Source organism: Stenotrophomonas sp. LARHCG68, from assembly GCF_052871705.1.
On record NZ_JBIXJV010000004.1, the window covers coordinates 221,270 to 240,902 of the forward strand.

A 19,633-nucleotide genomic window follows, 5' to 3' on the forward strand; every position below is an offset into this window, starting at 1 on the left:
CCGGCGACGCCAGCGACGCGACTTACTTGCTGCCGCCGGCCACGGTACCGGCAGCGGCTTCCATCTCGGCCTGGGCACGGGCCGCGAACAGCGTGCCCGGCGGCGGCTGCCGGCTGAAGTAGGTGTGCACGCCGTCGAGCACGGCGCCGGCGATGCGGCGCTGGTAGGCCGGGTCGACCAGCCGGCGCTCTTCGTCCGGGTTGGAGATGAACGCCGTCTCCACCAGCATGGCCGGCATGTCCGAGGTGCGCAGCACCGCGAAGTTGGCCCGTTCCAGGTTCGGCTTGTGGTTGTTGCCGATGCGCTTGAGGCCGCCCAGCACGTGGCCAGCGGCATCCTCGGAGGCCTTCATGTTGCCGCTCTGGGCCAGGTCCAGCAGGACGTTGGCCAGGGTCCCTTCGGTGCGGCTCAGGCTGACGCCGCCGATCAGGTCGGCCGCGTTTTCCTTGTCCGCCAGCCAGCGGGCACGCTGCGAGGACGCGCCCTTGGTCGAGAGCACGTACACCGACGAGCCGGTCGCCGAACGGTTCTCGGCGGCATCGGCGTGGATCGAGATGAAGATGTCGGCCTTGGCCGCGCGCGCACGCTGTGCACGCATCGGCAGCGGGATGAACACGTCGGTGTCGCGGGTCAGGAACGCGCGCAGGCCCGGGGTGTTGTTGACCTGGCGGGCCAGCTCACGCGCCACGGCCAGCGTGACGTCCTTCTCGCGCTTGCCGGTCGGGCCGATCGCACCCGGATCCTGGCCGCCGTGGCCCGGATCGATCGCCACCACCAGGTTGCGCATCCCCGGCTGCATGCGGATGCGCGAAGCATCGCTGGGCATGGTCGGGCGCGGCGCTTCGGGGACGACGGCAGGCGTTGGTGCCGGCGTAGCCGGCGTCGTCGCCTGGGCCACGTTCGGGCCCGTTGCCTGCGGTGCACGCGTCACCGGTGCCTGGGCATTGAGGATGGCCGCCGGTGAGGCCGTCGCCGTGGTCACCGGGGTCGGGGCGCTGGCAACCGGCGCAGCTGCCGGCGGTGGCGTCGCGGCCTGGCGGCTGACCGCTGCGGTCAACGCGGCGGTGGCACGGGCCGCCTCGGCACGTGCTTCGGCACTGGAAGGCGCGGCCGCGGCGGGCGGAGTCGCCGGCGTCGGCGTCGGCGCGGCGGTTGCCGGTGCGCTCGCCGCAACCGTCACCGGTGCCTCACCCGGCCACTCGATCGACAACTTCGATTCGGCGCCCTGCCCCTGCATCAGCGGCTTGAACGCTGCCACCGATTCGGCCAGGTCGAACACCACGCGGAACGTGCCCGGGGTCGGGCTGCCCGTGCGTACGGCGGTCACCACGCCGGCAGCGGCCGGCAGCCGCAGTCCGCGCACCGCGGAGGAATCAGGGAAATCAATGACCAGCCGGTTCGGGCCAGCCAGGCTCAGGGTCTTGTAGCTGCCACCGCCAGCCAACTGGATCTCGGCGCGGGTGCCGGTGGCACCGGTGTGCAGGCTGACCCCGCGGATTTCACCCGCCCACGCGGAGAAGCTCGCGGCCAGACACAGTCCAGCGGCGACGACAGACGATGTGAACAGGCGGTTTCCCGTAGTCATGGGCGGATTCAATCACCGGAATTCCCCAATTGCAACATGTTTTCCCTTAATAATCCGCAACCTGCCCGACTTTCCTATGGTCAGGGGGTAAAAAGGGGCTGCAAGTCGGGGCTTTCACGCAGTCGCAGAAGCCAGTCAGACCCGACATTACTGCGGGCCTGGAGCACCGCCCGACGGCCATTGCCGTCGATGGCCAGCCCGATCACCAGGTCCACCGGCGGCAACCCACCGGCGCCCCGCTCGGGCCACTCGACCAACCACAGATCGGCCGCCCCTTCGTCCAGGCCGAGGAAATCGAGTTCGCCGGCACTGCCGATCCGGTACAGGTCCAGGTGCCAGGCTTCGCCGTTGGCCAGCGGGTAGCGTTCGATCAGCGTGTAGGTGGGGCTGCGGATCGCGCCCTGCACGCCCAGCGCACGCAGCAGGGCCCGCGCCAGCGTGGACTTGCCCGCGCCCAGGTCACCCTGCAGATGGACCACCGCCTGTGACGGACGGGTGCGGGCCAGCGCACGGCCGAGCAGGTCGGTGCTGTCGGCTTCGGGAAGAAACAGTTCGTTCATGCCCGCCATTATGGATTGGCCAACGTCCGAAGATGCGGCAGCAGGTCGCGTGGCAACAGCCCCCGCTCACCCTCGGCCGCCGCCGCATCGCCGGCCAGCCCATGCAGCAGTGCACCGCTGCTGGCAGCATCGAACAGCGCCAGGCCCTGCGCGCACAATGCGGCGATCGCACCGGTCAGCAGGTCGCCCATGCCGCCGACGGCCATGCCGGGGTTGCCGGCGGCAATCACCCGCGGCACCTGCCCGGGTGCCGCTACCACGGTGCCCGCGCCTTTCAGTACGACCACCGCGCCGTAGCGTTCGACCAGGGCCTGTGCGGCGGCAAACCGGTCCCGTTGGATACCGGCCGTGTCGCAGCCCAGCAGGCGCGCGGCCTCGCCGGGGTGCGGGGTGAGGATGGCGTGCGGCACGACGCGCGGCGCGGCCGCCAGCAGGTTGAGCGCGTCGGCATCGATCACCAGCGGCTTGCCTGCATCCACTGCGATCGACCACAACGCCTGTGCCCAATCATCCTGGCCCAGCCCCGGCCCCAGGGCGACCACGCTGGCGCGCGCCAGCAGCGGCGCAAGCGCGGGTGCCGACGTCACGGCATGGACCATCGCCTCGGGGCAGCGCGCCAGCAACGGCCCCACGTGCGCAGCCTGCGTAGCCACGCTGACCAGCCCTGCGCCACTGCGCAGTGCAGCCTCGGCACTGAGCATCACCGCGCCCCCGCTGCCAAGGTTGCCGCCCACGCACAGCACGTGCCCGGACTCGCCCTTGTGGGTATTGATGCGCCGGCGCGGCAACTGCGAAGCCAGCGCGCCACGCGCCCACCGCAGGGCAGCAGGCGGCACGCCTTCGAATGCCGCCGTCGGCACGTCCAGATCGGCCAGCAGCCGCTGCCCGGCGCACTCCAACGCCGCGCCGGTATGCAGGCCACGGTGCGGCACGATGAACTGGAGCACGCGCGCCGCGCGCACCGCCGCACCCGGCACGTCGCCGGACACGGCGTCCACGCCACTGGGGACATCCAGCGCGAACACCGGCACGGGCACTTCGTTGATGGCCTGGATCAAGGCCGCGTCCGCGGCCTGCGGCGCGCGCGACAGGCCGATGCCGAACAATGCGTCGACGACCAGATCCGCCTGCTGCAGGCAATCGATCGACAGCTCCACCTGCCCGCCCACGGCCAGGTAATCGGTGCAGGCCCGCTGCGCCAGGGCCGTACGCGGCGCGGCGTCCTCCAGGTGCAGCACGCGGACATCGCGCCCCGACTGGCGGGCAAAGCGCGCCAACACGTAGCCGTCGCCGCCGTTGTTGCCCGGCCCGCACACCACCACGATGCGCCGCGCCTGTGGCCAATGCTGCAGCACGCAGTGCCAGCCGGCCTGCCCGGCGCGCTGCATCAGCACGTAGCCATCGCCGCCCAGGGCGGCGGTCGCCTGCGCGTCGATGCGACGGGCGGCGGCGGTATCGAACATCTGCACGGGCTCTGACATGCCACCGATTCTATACTTGCGCCATGTCCGAAGCCGTTTCCGCCGCCACCCCGGCGCAGCTGTCGCTGCGCATCCGCCAACTGGCACGAGAAGCAGGCTTCCAGCGCTGCGGCGTCAGTGGCGTGGAGCTGCGTGACGATGAGGCGCACCTGGCCGACTGGCTGGGCAAGGGCCTGTACGGGACGATGGACTGGATGGCCCGCCACGGCACCCTGCGTGCGCGCCCACAGGAACTGCTGCCCGGCACGGTGCGGGTGATCTCGGTCGGGCTGGACTACGGCCACAAGGACGATGCGCAGGCCTGGGCCACCCTTGATGACGCCGACCGCGCCTACGTGGCGCGCTACGCCCTGGGCCGCGACTACCACAAGCTGATGCGCAATCGCCTGCAGAAGCTTGCCGAACGGGTCGCCGCCGAGATCGGCCCCTTCGGTTACCGCGTGTTCGTCGATTCTGCGCCGGTGCTGGAACGCGCTCTGGCGCGCAACGCCGGGCTGGGCTGGATCGGCAAGCACACCTGCCTGATCGACCGCAACGGCGGCTCCTGGTTCTTCATCGGCGAGATCTACGTCGACCTGCCACTGCCGGTGGATGTGCCGGCCACCGCGCACTGCGGCACCTGCACGCGCTGCATCGACGTCTGCCCGACCGCGGCGATCATCGCCCCGCACCGCCTGGACGCGCGGCGCTGCATTTCCTACCTGACCATCGAGCACGACGGCGCCATTCCACTGGAAATGCGCCCGTTGATGGGCAACCGCATCTACGGCTGCGACGACTGCCAACTGGTCTGCCCCTGGAACAAGTTCGCCCGGCGCACCGACGAGCCGGACTTCCGCGCACGCAACAACCTCGACACGGCCACGCTGCCGGAACTGTTCGCCTGGGAAGAGGATGAATTCCTGCGCCGTACCGAAGGCAGCCCGATCCGCCGCAGCGGCCACGAGCGCTGGCTGCGCAACATCGCCGTGGCATTGGGCAATGCCGCGCCCTCGCCCAGTGCGCGGCAGGCATTGGAAACGCGCAGCAACCACGCCTCCGATTTGGTCCGCGAGCACGTGCAGTGGGCGCTGCAGCGCCACCATGACGCCGACCCACCGGCGGCGTGAGCCCGCCGGCATTCCATGCGACCATGGCCGCCCGCTCCACCGCCGCAACCGCTGAACCATGAACCGCAGTGCCGACGTCCTGACCCCCGCCCAGCTCAACACGCTGGCGCGTGACCTGCTGGAGAGCAGCTTCCCGCTGGTCTGGGTGGAAGGCGAACTGGGCAATGTCAGCCGCCCGTCCTCCGGGCACCTGTACTTCACCCTGAAGGACGCCCGCGCGCAGGTCCGCGCGGCGATGTTCAAGCCCAAGAGCCAGTGGCTGAAGTTCGTGCCACGCGAAGGCATGCGCGTGCTGGTGCGCGGCCGGCTCACCCTGTACGAGGCACGCGGCGACTACCAGTTGATCCTCGACCACATGGAGGAAGCCGGCGAAGGCGCGCTGCGCCGTGCCTACGAGGAGCTGAAGGCACGCCTGGAAGCCGAGGGCCTGTTCGATGCCGGGCGCAAGCGCCCGCTGCCGGCGCACGTGCGCCGCCTGGCGGTGATCACCTCGCCTTCCGGTGCCGCCGTGCGCGACGTGCTGAGCGTGCTTGGCCGGCGTTTCCCGCTGCTTGAAGTGGAACTACTGCCCTCGCTGGTGCAGGGCGAAACCGCCGCCGCGCAGATCACCTCGCTGTTGCGCCAGGCCGATGCCAGCGGCCGCTACGACGTGATCTTGCTGACCCGCGGCGGCGGTTCACTGGAAGACCTGTGGGCCTTCAACGACGAACGGTTGGCCCGCGCCATCGCCGCCAGCACCACCCCGGTGGTCTCGGCGGTGGGCCACGAGACCGACTTCAGCCTGTCCGATTTCGCCGCCGACCTGCGCGCGCCCACGCCGTCGGTCGCCGCCGAGCTGTTGGTACCCGACCAGCGCGACCTGGCATTGCGCCTGCGCCGGCTCGCGCAGCGACTGAACCAGTTGCAGGTGCACACCCTGAGCCAGGCCATGCAGCGCGCCGATCGCGCCGCGTTGCGCCTGCAGGCCCAGGGACCGCAGGCACGGCTGGCGTTGCTGCGGCATCGGCAGGAGGCTGCCTTTGCGCGGCTGCAGGCGCATTGGCGACAGAAGCAGGAGCGTCGCCGGGCACAGTTGGCGCATGCGGCCGCCGTGCTGCGCGGCGCCCAGCCACAGCGTCGGCTGGCGGCATTGAAGGAACGGCTGGCAGCCCTGGCACCACGCGCGCAGACCGCCATCAACCGCCAGTTGCAAGCCGATGCACTGCGCCTGCGTGGCATCGCCCGTTCACTGGAGGCGGTGAGCCCATTGGCGACCGTCGCCCGTGGTTACTCGATCCTGACCCGCGCCGACGACGGCGCCCTGGTGCGTTCCAGCGCGCAGGCACAACCCGGTGATCGCCTGCAGGCCCGCCTGGCCGAAGGCACCCTGCAGGTCCGCGTGGAAACCTCCGAGCCGTAGGAGCGCCTTCAGGCGCGAAGCCGGGAATCCTTCCGCCAACGCCGGCTACTGCAATCCCGGAGGCCATCGGCTTCGCGGCCAAGGCCGCTCCTATCGCTGCGGGGCTGCGTCCCAGGCCTGCAGCACGATATTGGTCAACGCCACCGGGTCACGGTCGAAATGGTGCCCACCCGGCCGCTCCACCGTCTGGATGAAAGGCTTGCCGCGCAGGTCGCGGCACAGGCTGTCCTTCTCATCGGTGCCGTAGATGCACTGCAGCGGCATCGCGTGCAGTTGCTCCAGTGCGGGCAACACGGGCGTCTCGCGCGAACGTCCCCACCCCAGCCAGCCACCTACCCGGACCTCGAACGCGGCCCCATGGGACAGGCCCAGCAACGACATGAAACGCACCGACTGCTGCTGATCGGCCGGTAGCTGCGAGTAAGCGAACGGCAATACATCGGCACCGAACGAGTAACCGATCAACGCGACGTCGTCTGCCCCCCAACGCTGCCGGTAGGTCTGCAGGGCCTGGCCCAGATCGGCACCCAGCTGCTGCTGGCTGCGCTCGGCCCAGAAGTACTTCAGGCTGTTCCAGCCGAGCACGGAAATGCCTTGCTGGTTGAGCTCGCGGGCAATGCCCTTGTCCAGATCACGCCAGCCCCCATCGCCGGAGAGCACCACTGCCAGGCGACGGCTGCCGGCGACCGGCATCTCGATCAGGGGAAGCCGCTGCGTGCCGTCCGGACGCGCCATCATCTCCAGTGCGCGGGAAACCAACGCCTCGGCCGGCACCGGCTCGACCGCGACGGCATCCCCATCGCCGGTGCAGGGCCGGGGTTCCGGAGCGCCCGGTGTCACCAGCACCCCGGCGAACTCGCCCGCCGCGGCACCGGCGGCGGTTGCGCGGGCCAATGCGGCCTCCCTGCCCTGCGCGACCAACAACGGCAGGAAGAACTGCTGCGCCCGTGCCTGTTTGAGCAGCTTCTGGGTCAACAACGCCGCATCGTCGGCCATGTTCCTGCAGGTCGATGGCGCGCCGCCCAGGCGCTGCCGGTACACCGTCGAATCCACCACCGCCACCCATGCACCACCCTGCGCCAGCGAGGTGAGCAATGGCCGTTCCCGGGCGGACGATTGCGCGCCCTCGGCGAAATAGATCACCACACCGCGTGGCTCGCCCTGCGGTGCCACCACTTGCACGTCACCGTACCGACCGGCGTTGACCGATGCACGGTGGTTGCTCCGGCTGCATGCACTGGCCATCACCACGCACAGCAGCGCCGTCACGACGCGTACGACAAGGCCCTGCATCGGCCACCGCCATCAACCAAAGGGAAAAACACCCCGCGGGCGCCGGTGGCCCGGTCGCGGGGTGGACCGCCTACCTTGCCGCTTCGGTGCAGAACTGCTGCCGGTACTGCATTGCCTTGGGCATCAGCGCCTGCAGGTTCTGGATGCGGGTGCCGGGGTTGGGATGCGTCGACGAGAACTCCGGCGGCGACTGGCCACCGCTGTTGGCGCTCATGCGCTCCCACAGCGGCACCGCTTCCTCGGGATTGAAGCAGGCCGCGGCGGCCAGCATCAGGCCCACTTCGTCGGCCTGGGTTTCATGCGAGCGCGCATACGGCAGCAGATAGCCGTAGCCCATGGCCGACATCATCATCTGCTGTTGCTGCGCGTCCAGGCCGCCCGCCGCGCCGGCCATCTGGCCGATCTGGGTCAGCTTCTGCTGGGCCATGCGCTGCGCACCATGACGCAGCAGCGCATGGGCGATTTCGTGACCCATCACGACCGCCACCGCGTCGGCATTCTGCGCCACCGGGATCAGCCCGGTGTACACCGCCATCTTGCCGCCGGGCAGGCAGAACGCATTGGCCTCGTCGGATTGGATGACGTTGACCTCCCAGTCGAAATCACGGGCGAAATGCTGCGGCTCCAGGCCATGCTCGCGGGCCAGCGCGGTCTCGACCACGTCCACCTTGGCGATCAGGCGGCGCGCGATTTCCCGCACCTGCTGGGAGATCTGCGAATCGGGGGCCACCGGCCGCTCCTGGGACAGGATCTCCTGGTAGGCCTGCAGGCCCATGGCCTTCTCTTCCTCGGCATTGAGCGAGCTGTCGATCAGCACCTTCTCGCCGGTGTAGGGATCAACCGAACGGTTGCCGAAGTAATAACAGCCGCCATAGATGGCGAAACCCAGCAGGATCACCCAGCGCAGGTTGCCGAACAGCCCACCGCCACGACGGCCCTGGCCGCCCGCGCTCTGATTGCCGAAGGGATCTTGTCGCATGGTGGGGTTCCGTCTGGTCCGGGGTGGCCGGAGCCGATGTTAGCGCGCCGGCGTGCATGGGCAAGGTCAAATCCCGCGCACCAGGCGGAAGCCGATCCGCGCCGAGGTCACGTCGGAGTCCTGCGACTGCCGCCACGCCGCCCGGGTCTGCTCCGGCGCGTTGGCCCAGTTGCCGCCACGGATCACCCGCTGCCGGCAGCCGGGGTTGTACCAGGCCGCGCCGTCGGCCGGGGCGCGCCGATAGCTGGCATGCCAGCAGTCGGCCACCCATTCGCTGAGGTTGCCGGCCATGTCGTGCAGCCCCCAGGCGTTGGCGTTGTACATGCCAACCGGCGCCGTGCCCCAGAAGCCATCGCCATACCCGATGAAGGCATTGTTCCAGTGCCGCCCACTGGGCGAGACGTCCAGGCTGCCGGTGAAGTTGCCGGTGTTCGGCGGCGGGATTGCCGCCTTCCCCCACGGATAGCGCCCCTGGTTGCCGGCACGCAGGGCGTACTCGAATTCCGACTCGCTGGGCAGACGGTAGTAGCGGCCGGTCTGCTCGCTCAGCCATGCCGCGTAGGCCTCGGCATCGCGCACGCTGACATGCATGACCGGGCTGTTCGGCGCGGCCCTGACGCCGTTGTAATCCGATTGCCAATCCACGCCACTGCGGCGGATGAAGTTGCCGCTGCGCTCGTCGTAGACCACCGAATGGCCACGCCGGGTCGCACGCGGGCGCGCATGGGTGGCCTCGACGAAGCGACGGAAGTCGGCCACGGTCACTTCGGTGATCGACATGGCGAAGCCCCGCTCGAAGCGCACCTCATGCTGCGGCCGCTCGGCATCACGGCCACCGATCTCCTCCTGGGTCGAGCCCATCAGGAAGGTGCCATGCGGGACCACCACCATCTGCGGCCCGCGCCCGCCATCCTGCAGGGCATCACTGAACACCTGCCGCGGGCGGAAGCTGCCGTAGTGGGTGACCAGCTCGATGCGCGCGCGCAGCAGTTCCACGGTGGCATCGCCGGGCAAGGCGATGCGTTCGGCCTGGGCCAGCTTGTCGCGGGCGTCCTTCAGGCCTTTGGAGGAGGTGAGGTCACGCAGGCCGGCATTGCGCAGGGCATCCAGCTGGGCGGTGCGGATGGCTTCGATGCGGGCCCGCGCATCGATCAGGGTCGGGCCCTCCCCGCGCACGGTGCCAGCCTTGCCCAACCAGCGCTGGGCGGCGGCGAAATCCGAATCCAGCGCCGCCGCCCGCTCGGCACGGCGGATCAGCCCGCTCTCCACGGCCGCCAGTCCCTGCCGGGCGCGGCTGTTGTCCGGATCGGCGGCCAGCACTTCACGGAACGCCGCCTGCGCGCCCCCTCCGTCCTCACCGAACTGCCCCTGGCGCAGCGCCTGTTCCCCGGCCCGGTTCAACGCCAGCAGGCGCCGGGCGGTGGCGATACGTTCCTGCAAGGCCTGCTCGGCCTTGCCTTCCGGTGCCAGGGCCACCGCCACGCTGACCAGCATCGCCGCCTCGGCCAGGGCCAGGCGCTGTCCCTCGGTCTGCGCCATGCGCGCGTTGGCCAGTGTCCGCAGGCGCTGCCTGGCCTTGTCCAGCCCACGCTGCGCGGCACGGTCGTCCGGCTTCTGGGCCAGGATGGCAAGGTACAGGGGAATCGCATCGCCGGCCTCACGGAACAACCGGTCCTCCGCCAGGGCCTTGTCGGCGTCCTTGCGGGCCTGGGCCAGTTGTTCCGGCGCCAGCACGACATCGGGCGCCTGCCAGCGCGGCAACGCGGTGTCCTCCACCTGTGGCACCGGGTCCGGCGTGGCGGCCTCGGCATCCCGCTGGCGGGCCGCCGCACGGGCCTCCAGGCGTTCGACCACGCGCCCGGCCAGCGACTTGCCCTGCCCGTCGGCAGGCGTCGCCGGTGCAGCCGGGGGCGGATCGCTACAGCCGCTCACTGCCAGCGGCAGCAGCAACACCAGGGTCCAGATGTGGCCAAAACTACGCAAAGCGCCTCCAATAGCCTGCCTGCCCCGTCGGGGCCGGCCCGACGTTAGGCTATTCTCGCCTCCCTGAGCAAACCCTGCAGTTAGACGGAACCCACGTGGCTTATTGGATCAAACACCCATCGGAACTGGACGAGCGCTATCAGCGCCGCCCGACCCGGATTGGACTGGACACCGAGTTCATCCGCGAGCGCACCTATTGGCCGCAACTGGCCCTGGTACAGATGGCGGTCGGTGACGAAGTACTGCTGATCGACCCGCTGGTCCCCGGCATGTGCGAAGCACTCAAACCGTGGCTGACCGATACCTCGATCACCAAGATCATGCACAGCGCCAGCGAAGACCTGGTGGCCTTCAAGTGTGCCTGCGACGCCCTGCCGCGCCCGTTGTTCGACACCCAGATCGGTGCCGCGCTGGCGGGCATTGGTGGCGGCATGGGCTATCAGAAGCTGGTGGCCGAGATCACCGGTACCACCCTGCCCAAGGGCGAGACGCGTTCGGACTGGCTCAAGCGCCCTCTCAGCGACGCCCAGCTGGAGTACGCCGCCGACGACGTGGAATACCTGTTCGCCCTGCACGACGCCATCAGCGAGCGCCTGCAGGCCAAGGGCCGCATGCAGTGGCTGCTGGATGATGGCGAACGCCTGCTGGCCAGCGTCGAGCGCGACGAAGGCGAGCACTGGCCGCACCTGTCGATGCGCTCCTCGCAGTTCCTCGAGGCCGATGCGCAACGGCGCCTGCTGCGCCTGCTGCGCTGGCGCGACCAGCAGGCACGCCACAGCGACAAGCCGCGCAGCTGGATCCTGGACAACGAGCTGGCAAACCTGCTCGCGCGCACGCCGCCGGCCGACTACGACGCCATGCTCAAGCTGTTCGGCCGCTTTCCCAAGGCACCGCGCAAGCTCGCGCAGCCGCTGTGGCAGGCACTGAGCACCCCACTGGCCGACGAGGCCGATGCACCGCTCGCCCTGCCCGCCACCGACGGCAACAAGTCCGCGCTGAAGAAGCTGCAGGATGCAGTGAGCAAGCGCACCGCCGAGCTGGAGCTGCCCGAAGGCTTCCTCGCCTCGCGCAAGCATCTGGAAGCCCTGCTGGAGAGCGGCCACTGGCCCAGCGCATTGGCCGGCTGGCGACAGCAGGAACTGGAAGCCCCGCTGCGCGCCCTGTTGCCCGGCAACTGAGCGCGCCGCACGCCACCTGCGATAAGCCCGCCGCAAGGCGGGCTTTTTCTTGCATGCTGCGTGCACGCCGCGCGATGCGCAGGAAGTGATCGAAGAACATGGGCGCCATGTACCCGTGACGCTCCAGGCACGACGCTTGCGGGCGCTCCGTGGGCGCGCAACGCATGCTGGCAACGCCAGCGCTCGCTCACGTTGGAACGTGGTGCAGAAACGGTGCAGATTCCAGGAACAAAAAAAGGGCTCGCATTGCTGCGAGCCCTTGAAATTCTTGGTGGCCGAGGACGGAATCGAACCGCCGACACGGGGATTTTCAATCCCCTGCTCTACCAACTGAGCTACTCGGCCACTTTGTTCTCGTTGGCGTTGCCGCCGGCGAGGACGCGAATATTACGCATGTGTTTCGGATTCGGCAAGCGCTTTTCACAAAAATTTTCACATCCGCTGAAATCACCGCGAAATGACCGATCCGGCAAGGTCCGCACGCTTCCTGCAGCCGTCCCAAGACACCCGCATCGCCTCCATGCACGCCCAAACGAAAAGAGCCGCATCTTCCGATGCGGCCCTTCGTCGAATCATTGGTGGAGCGGAGGAGGATCGAACTCCCGACCTTCGCATTGCGAACGCGACGCTCTCCCAGCTGAGCTACCGCCCCACGCGGTGCACCGATTCTAGCGCGCTGAAAGCGGATTCGCCAAGGGGATGGCGTGGCTTGTCAAGTGGACGGGCACCTCCGCCGTGCTGGCAATCAGTGGGTCGGCAGCAACGGGCGCAGCAGCGGTTCTAGTTGCTGCTGGCGCCAGCCGGCCAGTGCGCTTGGCCAGGTGCCGCTTTCCAGCAGCGATTCCAGATGCTTGCGCGAGGCAAGCAGGCCATCGGGCAGGCCCAGCTCCGCGGTGAGCTGCTCAGGCTGTGCCTTCGGCCCCAGTACGGACGATCCGCATCCAGCCTCCGATCCTGGCCGTGTCCTACCTTGCCGGGAAGCCAACTTACGAAAGCCGGTTCAATGCGTGTCCAGCTGACCAAGCGCCAAGTCGAGACCTATCAGTCCCGGGAGCGTCCCTATGAGATCCGGGACGCCCAGGTGCTGGGCCTGATCCTGCGGGTGCAGCCATCGGGTCACAAAGTCTGGATCGTCTCGTGGGCGCATGGGAGGCGGCGCACTATCGGACCGACGACTGCGATGCTGCTCGATCTAGCTCGCGCACCCGCCACCAATGCCATCGCCGAGTACCTGCAACCGGGTTGTTCCTAGATCGGACAAAGCAAGCCCCACACCAGTACGCTGCAAGACTCCATCAATCAGCGGCATCGGGCTCTGGCCACGCTAGAGCTGAAATGCGGCCACATGTACGCCGATCGGTTGGAGCAGTTCTTTGCCGCCCATCTGGACGATCCGCTAACCGGCTTCGACACGGCTTGGGCCGACCAATGGCTGCAACAGCGCTTGACGACCCCCACCGGCAAGACCCAGTGTCCGCCCACTCGTTCGACTGCGGCACGCGATCTGCCGTGCTTGCGGGCGGCACTGTCCAAAGCTGTCAGCTGGAGGCTGATCCCCCGCAACCCGCTGCTGGGGATGCGCATCAAAGGCGGGAGCAGGCGCGGATTTTGCGGGAAGCGGGTGATCCGGAGGCCAAGTCGAAGCGGAGAAGAGCCAAGGAGCGCCGGGATACCAAAAAGGCGGCAAAAGCAGCGAAGGCTTCCGGTGGGGAAACACCGCAACGGCACGCCGATGAGCGCAACGCAGACTTAAGTCGCGAAAGCATCATGCGTGGGCTGCCCGGGCGCTTCCTAGATGTGGCAATCGATGCATACAATCCATGGCACGGTACGAATCCGCGACGTAGCCAGCCTTAGAATCAAACCCGGCAGCCGGCAACAAGTCCGCTTTTGCCCATGCAACCCCCAATCCAATCGCTTGTTGGGCTGCTGAAACACGCAACATGTGGGCGGCGGCTTGGCCGATGCCTGCGGTGGCATGGATCTGGAGCCAGGCATGAAGTGCTGACATGGGTTTGGGTTTGTACCTGCGGTGAAATCCCCCGCTCCCACAATCCACCGGCACAAGCCCAAAGCCCCTCAACCTGAAATCCAGACAACACGGCGCTCCCGTATCAAGCAGCCCGCACCGCAAGTGTCGTCAGCAACGCACCGCATCGCACCATGCACCCCACGAAAATTATGGCTACACTCCATTCATGCCCAAGGATGCGGCGTCAAATGGTGGTGGGGACCTCCGTGATCGAAGTTTGGCCGCAGCCATCTCTGTGGCGCTGCATATTGCCGCTGTTACATGGATTTGGTTCTTGGGCGATCAAGCAGGCTGGGGAAAATCAGAGACGCATGGTCACTCAGGAGGCGACGGGATGTCGGCGAGCTTCATTGCAGCGGATGAGTTTCGTCAGCGCATCGAGACCAAACCGACTCTTGCAAGTCCTGAAGTAGCCGCAGCATCCGAAGAGCCGTCGGAAAGTGTGCTGAGCACGCCTGCCGAGGCGGCTGTTGATTTGCCCGATTGGGCGAATCCCGTGGATCCCATCACTTATCCAGCGCCAGATGCCACAACAACCGAAGTAAACGAAGCAGCTCCAACTGAATCCGCGGAAGCAGGTCTGACCCAAGGGGGAGATAGTGCTGGCTGTAGCAACGACGATGGCCTACGTGCCGCACATCTGGCTGCTCTACGCGCAGCCATCCGCCAGTACTGGGATTATCAGGGGTCCCCGCAGCAATGTACGCTGACCATCAAGCAATCTCCAGGGGGTGCGGTGTAGAGCGCCATCACAGGAGAATGTGCATTGGCACCACCGGACCACCGCGCGCTCGAAGCCGCTGTACTGATGGCACAACCACTACCATATGCGGGGCTTGAGAGCATTTACGCAGAGTCCAATGATCTCGACATCTGAACCAGTCGAATCAAATTGCAGCACCCAGAAACATTAACAAGATCTTCACCGATTCAACGTAGCCCCTCCTAACCAAACTGATCGTGGAGATAAGGCGTGCACACCGCATTTTCGAAGAAGACCACCCGAACACGACATCCCAGCGCGCAGCTTGGATCGATTATTATTGCACTTTTATTAACATCCCCCAGTCAAGCACAAAGCGTGAGCCCGGAGGATGAGTATTCACTCCATCTCACTCCGGCCCAATCGATAACCCCCACATCCGACTTCGGCGACAGAATCAGCCTGAGAGATGGCGAGCTATCCTTTCGTCAAATCGATATAGATCTCAAGGGCATCGGCCCTCCCATGCGCATAATTCGGACCATGCGTGTCATCGGACGCTTCCAATCAAACAGTAGCGATTCTTCTGGAACCACCATCGGAGAATGGGAGATCGCGATCCCGCGCATAAAGACCATTACCAGCAACAAGACCACTGGAGTTACCGCCACCTCCCCTATTGGCTGGCAGGTTGATGCATCTGATCGAAACTCCAGATGCACATCATTCACCTATCCAGGCAATGTGGTTCCCGCAAGCCCAAAGATCAGCCCAATTGAAACAAGGAATTGGTGGGCAGGTTATCAATTTGTAGACGACGAAGGGAATGAAAGCACCATACTGCTATCACCCTCGACATCCGCAGAGGCCGCCCATATAGCTCGCACCAAGTCAAACTGGATATTCTCATGCCTTCCTAACACGGCAAATAGTGAACCCGGCGAGGCCTTCATTGCCATTTCCCCCAACGGGACAAAGTACTGGCTAGATCATCTTGAATATCGAAGTGCACCACCATTGATCGGAGCCGGGGGCGGATCCCTTCCGCGTCGATATGGAAATCTATTGGCAACGCGCGCCGAGGATATATTCGGAAACTGGGTTAAGTACCAATATACCAACGGAATGCTTTCATCAATGCTCGCAAGCGATGGAAGACAAATAACACTTTCATACGGCATCGATTCCGCCAGCATTTCAACAGGGTCAGGAGCGAGCAGTAGAACTTGGCATTACCATCTTTCGGGAACCGCACTCACATCCATCACGCAGCCCGACGGTTCCTCATGGAACTATTCAATTGTCGAATTATTCAGACGAGGCATGCTGCCGCAAAACCAAGGAAACTGCGCTGGCAATGTTTCCGCAGACGGATTAACTGGAAGCACGCACACCGGATCTATTACAAGCCCCTCTGGAGCCACGGCTACCTACAACATTCGAACACTTCATGTGGGCCGCTCCTATGTTGGGAAGGATTGCCCCCCCGGGCCGGACGGCTCCCCACAGTTCGCAGACATACCAAAGGACACGTGGAGTTACGCCATTGTCTCCAAATCAATAGCAGGCCCAGGAATCCCTCCTCAGAATTGGATTTACAACTACTCACCCGGCAACTCAAGCTGGACTTCAGACTGCGCATCCGGCTGCCCAACAACAGTTTGGACAGATGTTACCTCTCCGGATGGCATCCGCACGAGAAATACATTCAGCAATCAATTCGGCGGCATGGAAGGACTCCTGCTTCGGGAAGACATTTTCGACACAGCAGGAATCAATGTTGCGAGAAGAACCGACTATTCATACGCAATCATTCCTGCCAACGAAGCAAACAGCAACCTTCCCTTTCGGCGAATCGGCGGTGACTTCAACGATAGGTCTAATACCTATATATCCGAACGATGGACCCCCCTTCAGAGGTTGACAATACTCCAAGACGGGATGGAATTCACACAAAACGTGAACGCTTTCGACAGCCTGTCGCGACCAATATCTATCACTCGCTCCAGCAAGCCGGCACAATGAGGAATCGATGATGGCCAGGTCGTATACTTACTCATTCGCATCATTGTCAGTCGCACTTCTCTTTGGTCCACTTTCCACCCCCAACACCGCAGAGAGAGTCGTAAGAACTGGCGATTTTAACTTTGCCTGGTCAATTGCAAATGATTGCGGCATCAGCGCGCAGTCACTTTGCATAGACAGTCTTTGCCGTCCCACGAAAATCATTACGTCCAGCTCCAATACACCCTGAGGAGATAGGGGATGAGAAAAAGTATTAGCGGCAATCATTTCCCATCATTGACCTTGGTCGTACTTCTTTCGCTGAGCATCGGATCGACTCACGCACAGAATCACTCGCGCACCGAAACCATTACCTACCACGACAACACCGCCAAGTGGGTACTGGGCCAAGTAGCCAGCAGAACCATCAATGGGATTGTTGCCGAGCAGACGATCTACGACGCTACTACAGCGCTACCACTGCAGTCACGTTCCTTCGGCAAGCTCAAGCAAATGCTGACCTATAACGCCGACGGCACAGTCGCCACGGTCAAGGATGGCAACAACAACGTCACCACCTTGTCCGGCTGGAAGCGCGGCATTCCGCAGTCGATCACCTATGCCGATGGCAAGACGCGGTCCGCCGTGGTCAATGACAACGGCTGGATCACCCGGGTCACCGACGAGAACAGCTACGCCACCAACTACACCTATGACGCCATGGGCAGGCTTGCCAGCACCATTTACCCCACTGGGGATAGTATGGCCTGGAATACCACCACGCAGGCTTTCGTCCAGGTAAACACGGCCGAGTACGGGATTCCGGCAGGACACTGGCGTCAGACGGTAACAACCGGCAATGGCATCAAGATCAGCTATTTCGATGCCCTGTGGCGGCCGTTGTTAGTGCGCGAGTATGACTCGGGCAACGTGACTGCCACGCAGCGCTTTACGGGCTACGAGTACGACCATGAGGGGCGGGTGGTGTTTACCTCGTATCCTTCGGCAGCGAGCAACCCGGATAAGGGGATCTGGACAACCTACGATGCCTTGGGGCGAACAAAGTCGGTGTCGCAGGATTCGGAGTTGGGGTTGCTGACCACGACAACGGCCTACCTCAACAATGCGACAGGTCCTTACACCTTGGTCACGCAACCGGGCGGACAGCAGACGCGGACCTGGTACCAGATGTTTGACCAACCCAGCTACGATGCGCCGGTGAAGATCACGCACCCCGAGGGGGCGGTGACCACGATTGCCCGGGATGTGTTTGGCAAGCCCACGAGCATCGTGCGCGGCAATAGTGGCGGTACTGTGCAGGCCACGCGCACCTATACTTACAACGCCAATCAAGAATTGTGCCGGGTGGTTGAGCCGGAAACCGGCGCCACCTTGATGGGCTATGACGCCGGAGGCAATCTCACATGGTCAGGTAGCGGATTCGGCGCTACGTCCGCCTGCCACGCCACCGGCCAGACTGCGGCCATTCTGGCGCGAACCGCAGCTCGCACTTATGACGTGCGCAACCGACTCAAGACGCTAACGTTTCCGGATGGTCGGGGAAACCAAACCTGGACCTACACCGCCGATGGTCTTCCCAACACGGTATCTGCCGACAATGATGGTGCCAACCTAGTTACCACACAGTACACCTATAACCGTCGGCGGATGCTGACGGAGGAGCGGATGCAGTGGAACCAGATCAGTTGGCCCATTAACTACACTTATAACGGCAATGGCCATCTGAGCATCGAGAAGTATCCCAATGGGCAGAGTGTCGCGTTTGCGCCCAATGCACTCGGACAGCCCACCCAGGCGGGCACTTTTGCCACCGGGGTGAGCTACCACCCAAATGGGGCCATCAAACAGTTCACCTACGGCAATGGCATCGTCCACACGATGACGCAGAACACCCGGCAACTACCGATTCGCAGCACGGACTGTGTAGTGGTCGGCTGCACGGCGGCCGCCGACAAACGATTGGATCTGACCTACGGGTTTGACAAGAACGCCAATGTCAGCCAAATCACCGACAACATCGCCGGTCGTCAGAATCGCAGCATGGTGTACGACGGGCTGGACCGAGTGACGTCGACGACCTCGGCGATGTTCGGCACAGCCACCTATGCCTATGACGTTCTGGACAACCTGATACGGGTCAACGTTGCTGGAGGCAGTGCAGCCCGCAATCACTTTTACTGCTACGACACCAAGTGGCAGCTGACCAACGTCAAGACCGGCAGTTGTAGCGGCGCCAGCGTGATTGGCCTGGGCTATGACGTACAGGGCAATCTCAACAACAAGAACGGCAAGGTCTTTGACTTCGACTTCGGCAACCGCCTGCGCGGCGTCAATGGCATTGCCAGCTATGTCTACGATGCAGCGGGGCGTCGGGTTCGAGACTACACCACGGCTAGCAAGTACAGTCTTTATGCCCAAGACGGGCGATTGATGTACAGCACCGACGGCCGGCTGGGTGTCAGCACCCAGTATGTCTATCTGGGTGGTAGTCTGGTCGCATTCCGTGAGGCGGTAGGTACGGCCATCACACCGAAGTACCAGCACACCGATGCGCTGGGCAGCCCGATCACGGTGACCGGCGCGGACAAGGCGGTGCTGGAGCGAAGCGAGTACGAGCCCTATGGGCAGGTGGTAAACGCAACGGCGAAGGATGGACCTGGTTTCACGGGTCACGTACTGGATGCGGCGACCGGCATGAACTACATGCAGCAGCGCTACTACGATCCGCAGATCGGACGATTCCTGTCGGTGGATCCGGTAACGGCTTACAGCAATCCGATTGGGGCATTTAATCGGTACTGGTATGCCAACAACAATCCGTACAAGTTCACCGATCCGGATGGACGACGGATCGTCTACGCAGGAACGAAGGAGGAGAAGAGAGAAAGCAAGAGTCTGGTTAGGGATGTAAAAGGGAGCGGGCCTGACGGAAAGGCGTTCATTAGAGCCCTGCAAAAGGATCCGCAGGACGTTTCGGTGTCGCAAGGAACATCTGCGACAAAAGCAGACGGAACTGTGGTGCCGTTAAGTTCTACCGGCGGGGGCGTTACAATTCCCGCGAGCCAAAGCGTGAGTGGAAAAATTGAAGTTGTTTTTGACAAAAATAACCTTATTAACTACACCACTACTGATGGGACTCCGGCCACTGAGACTCCTGCTGGATTGGTGTTGCATGAGCTTGGTCACGGCTTGTTGCTCATGAAAGGGGACCCATCGCACGCTACACCCGGGCCAGCCGCAGAGAAGGCAGTCAGAGATCTCACCAATCCCATCCGAGTAGAGATGAAGCAAAAGGCGGAGTTGTGA

13 protein-coding genes, 2 tRNA genes and 1 pseudogene are annotated in these 19,633 nt (G+C 64.5%); 7 read left to right on the forward strand and 9 right to left on the reverse strand.

Translation table 11 applies throughout. The features are described from left to right. Positions 1 to 22 precede the first annotated feature (22 nt). From ACIPR8_RS15195 to ACIPR8_RS15205, 3 genes are all read right to left on the reverse strand, one after another. Positions 23 to 1,585: an N-acetylmuramoyl-L-alanine amidase gene (locus ACIPR8_RS15195; protein WP_446541530.1), complete on the reverse strand. Its 1,563-nt coding sequence runs from the start codon at positions 1,583 to 1,585 to the stop codon at positions 23 to 25. An 80-nt stretch (positions 1,586 to 1,665) separates the two neighbouring features. Further along, complete coding sequence (tsaE, locus tag ACIPR8_RS15200) at positions 1,666 to 2,145, reverse strand: tRNA (adenosine(37)-N6)-threonylcarbamoyltransferase complex ATPase subunit type 1 TsaE (RefSeq protein WP_446541531.1); 480 nt, start codon at positions 2,143 to 2,145, stop codon at positions 1,666 to 1,668. 8 nt (positions 2,146 to 2,153) lie between these two features. Next, positions 2,154 to 3,626, reverse strand: coding sequence for an NAD(P)H-hydrate dehydratase (locus tag ACIPR8_RS15205; RefSeq protein WP_446541532.1), 1,473 nt, complete (start codon positions 3,624 to 3,626; stop codon positions 2,154 to 2,156). A gap of 23 nt (positions 3,627 to 3,649) precedes the next feature. Here ACIPR8_RS15205 and queG point away from each other — a divergent pair, with 23 nt between their 5' ends. Both queG and xseA read left to right on the forward strand, forming a co-directional pair. After that, entirely contained in the window at positions 3,650 to 4,735 is a 1,086-nt protein-coding gene (gene queG / locus ACIPR8_RS15210) for a tRNA epoxyqueuosine(34) reductase QueG (protein ID WP_446541533.1), read from the forward strand. Between the two features lie 58 nt (positions 4,736 to 4,793). Beyond that, positions 4,794 to 6,134 (forward strand): exodeoxyribonuclease VII large subunit, encoded by a 1,341-nt coding sequence (gene xseA, locus ACIPR8_RS15215; protein ID WP_446541534.1) that lies wholly within the window; start codon positions 4,794 to 4,796, stop codon positions 6,132 to 6,134. Between the two features lie 90 nt (positions 6,135 to 6,224). Here xseA and ACIPR8_RS15220 read toward each other — a convergent pair whose 3' ends face one another. The 3 genes from ACIPR8_RS15220 to ACIPR8_RS15230 form a co-directional block, all read right to left on the reverse strand. Then, positions 6,225 to 7,427, reverse strand: a complete 1,203-nt coding sequence (locus ACIPR8_RS15220) for a virulence factor family protein (RefSeq protein WP_446541535.1) — start codon at positions 7,425 to 7,427, stop codon at positions 6,225 to 6,227. Positions 7,428 to 7,497: 70 nt separating this feature from the next. Next, positions 7,498 to 8,406, reverse strand: a complete 909-nt coding sequence (locus tag ACIPR8_RS15225; protein WP_192286098.1) for a M48 family metallopeptidase — start codon at positions 8,404 to 8,406, stop codon at positions 7,498 to 7,500. Between the two features lie 66 nt (positions 8,407 to 8,472). Then, positions 8,473 to 10,389, reverse strand: coding sequence for an SUMF1/EgtB/PvdO family nonheme iron enzyme (locus ACIPR8_RS15230; RefSeq protein WP_446541536.1), 1,917 nt, complete (start codon positions 10,387 to 10,389; stop codon positions 8,473 to 8,475). A gap of 95 nt (positions 10,390 to 10,484) precedes the next feature. On the opposite strand from ACIPR8_RS15230, the gene rnd reads away from it, so the two are divergent. Next, positions 10,485 to 11,567 (forward strand): ribonuclease D, encoded by a 1,083-nt coding sequence (rnd, locus tag ACIPR8_RS15235; RefSeq protein ID WP_313254630.1) that lies wholly within the window; start codon positions 10,485 to 10,487, stop codon positions 11,565 to 11,567. 269 nt (positions 11,568 to 11,836) lie between these two features. Here rnd and ACIPR8_RS15240 read toward each other — a convergent pair. The 3 genes and pseudogenes from ACIPR8_RS15240 to ACIPR8_RS15250 all read right to left on the reverse strand — a co-directional run. Continuing rightward, positions 11,837 to 11,912 (reverse strand) — tRNA-Phe (locus ACIPR8_RS15240). Positions 11,913 to 12,143: 231 nt separating this feature from the next. Continuing rightward, a tRNA-Ala gene (locus tag ACIPR8_RS15245) sits at positions 12,144 to 12,219 on the reverse strand. 93 nt (positions 12,220 to 12,312) lie between these two features. Then, positions 12,313 to 12,462: pseudogene (locus tag ACIPR8_RS15250) on the reverse strand (ribonuclease D); the annotation flags it as partial. A 108-nt stretch (positions 12,463 to 12,570) separates the two neighbouring features. On the opposite strand from ACIPR8_RS15250, the gene ACIPR8_RS15255 reads away from it, so the two are divergent. The 4 genes from ACIPR8_RS15255 to ACIPR8_RS15270 all read left to right on the forward strand — a co-directional run bounded on the left by ACIPR8_RS15255 (position 12,571) and on the right by ACIPR8_RS15270 (position 19,633). After that, positions 12,571 to 12,819: an Arm DNA-binding domain-containing protein gene (locus tag ACIPR8_RS15255; protein WP_446541537.1), complete on the forward strand. Its 249-nt coding sequence runs from the start codon at positions 12,571 to 12,573 to the stop codon at positions 12,817 to 12,819. 997 nt (positions 12,820 to 13,816) lie between these two features. Beyond that, the gene (locus ACIPR8_RS15260; RefSeq protein ID WP_446541538.1) at positions 13,817 to 14,341 is read left to right on the forward strand and encodes a hypothetical protein; all 525 of its coding nucleotides are present in this window, start codon (positions 13,817 to 13,819) and stop codon (positions 14,339 to 14,341) included. 231 nt (positions 14,342 to 14,572) lie between these two features. Next, positions 14,573 to 16,327: a hypothetical protein gene (locus ACIPR8_RS15265; RefSeq protein ID WP_446541539.1), complete on the forward strand. Its 1,755-nt coding sequence runs from the start codon at positions 14,573 to 14,575 to the stop codon at positions 16,325 to 16,327. Between the two features lie 240 nt (positions 16,328 to 16,567). After that, the gene (locus tag ACIPR8_RS15270) at positions 16,568 to 19,633 is read left to right on the forward strand and encodes an RHS repeat-associated core domain-containing protein (RefSeq protein WP_446541540.1); all 3,066 of its coding nucleotides are present in this window, start codon (positions 16,568 to 16,570) and stop codon (positions 19,631 to 19,633) included.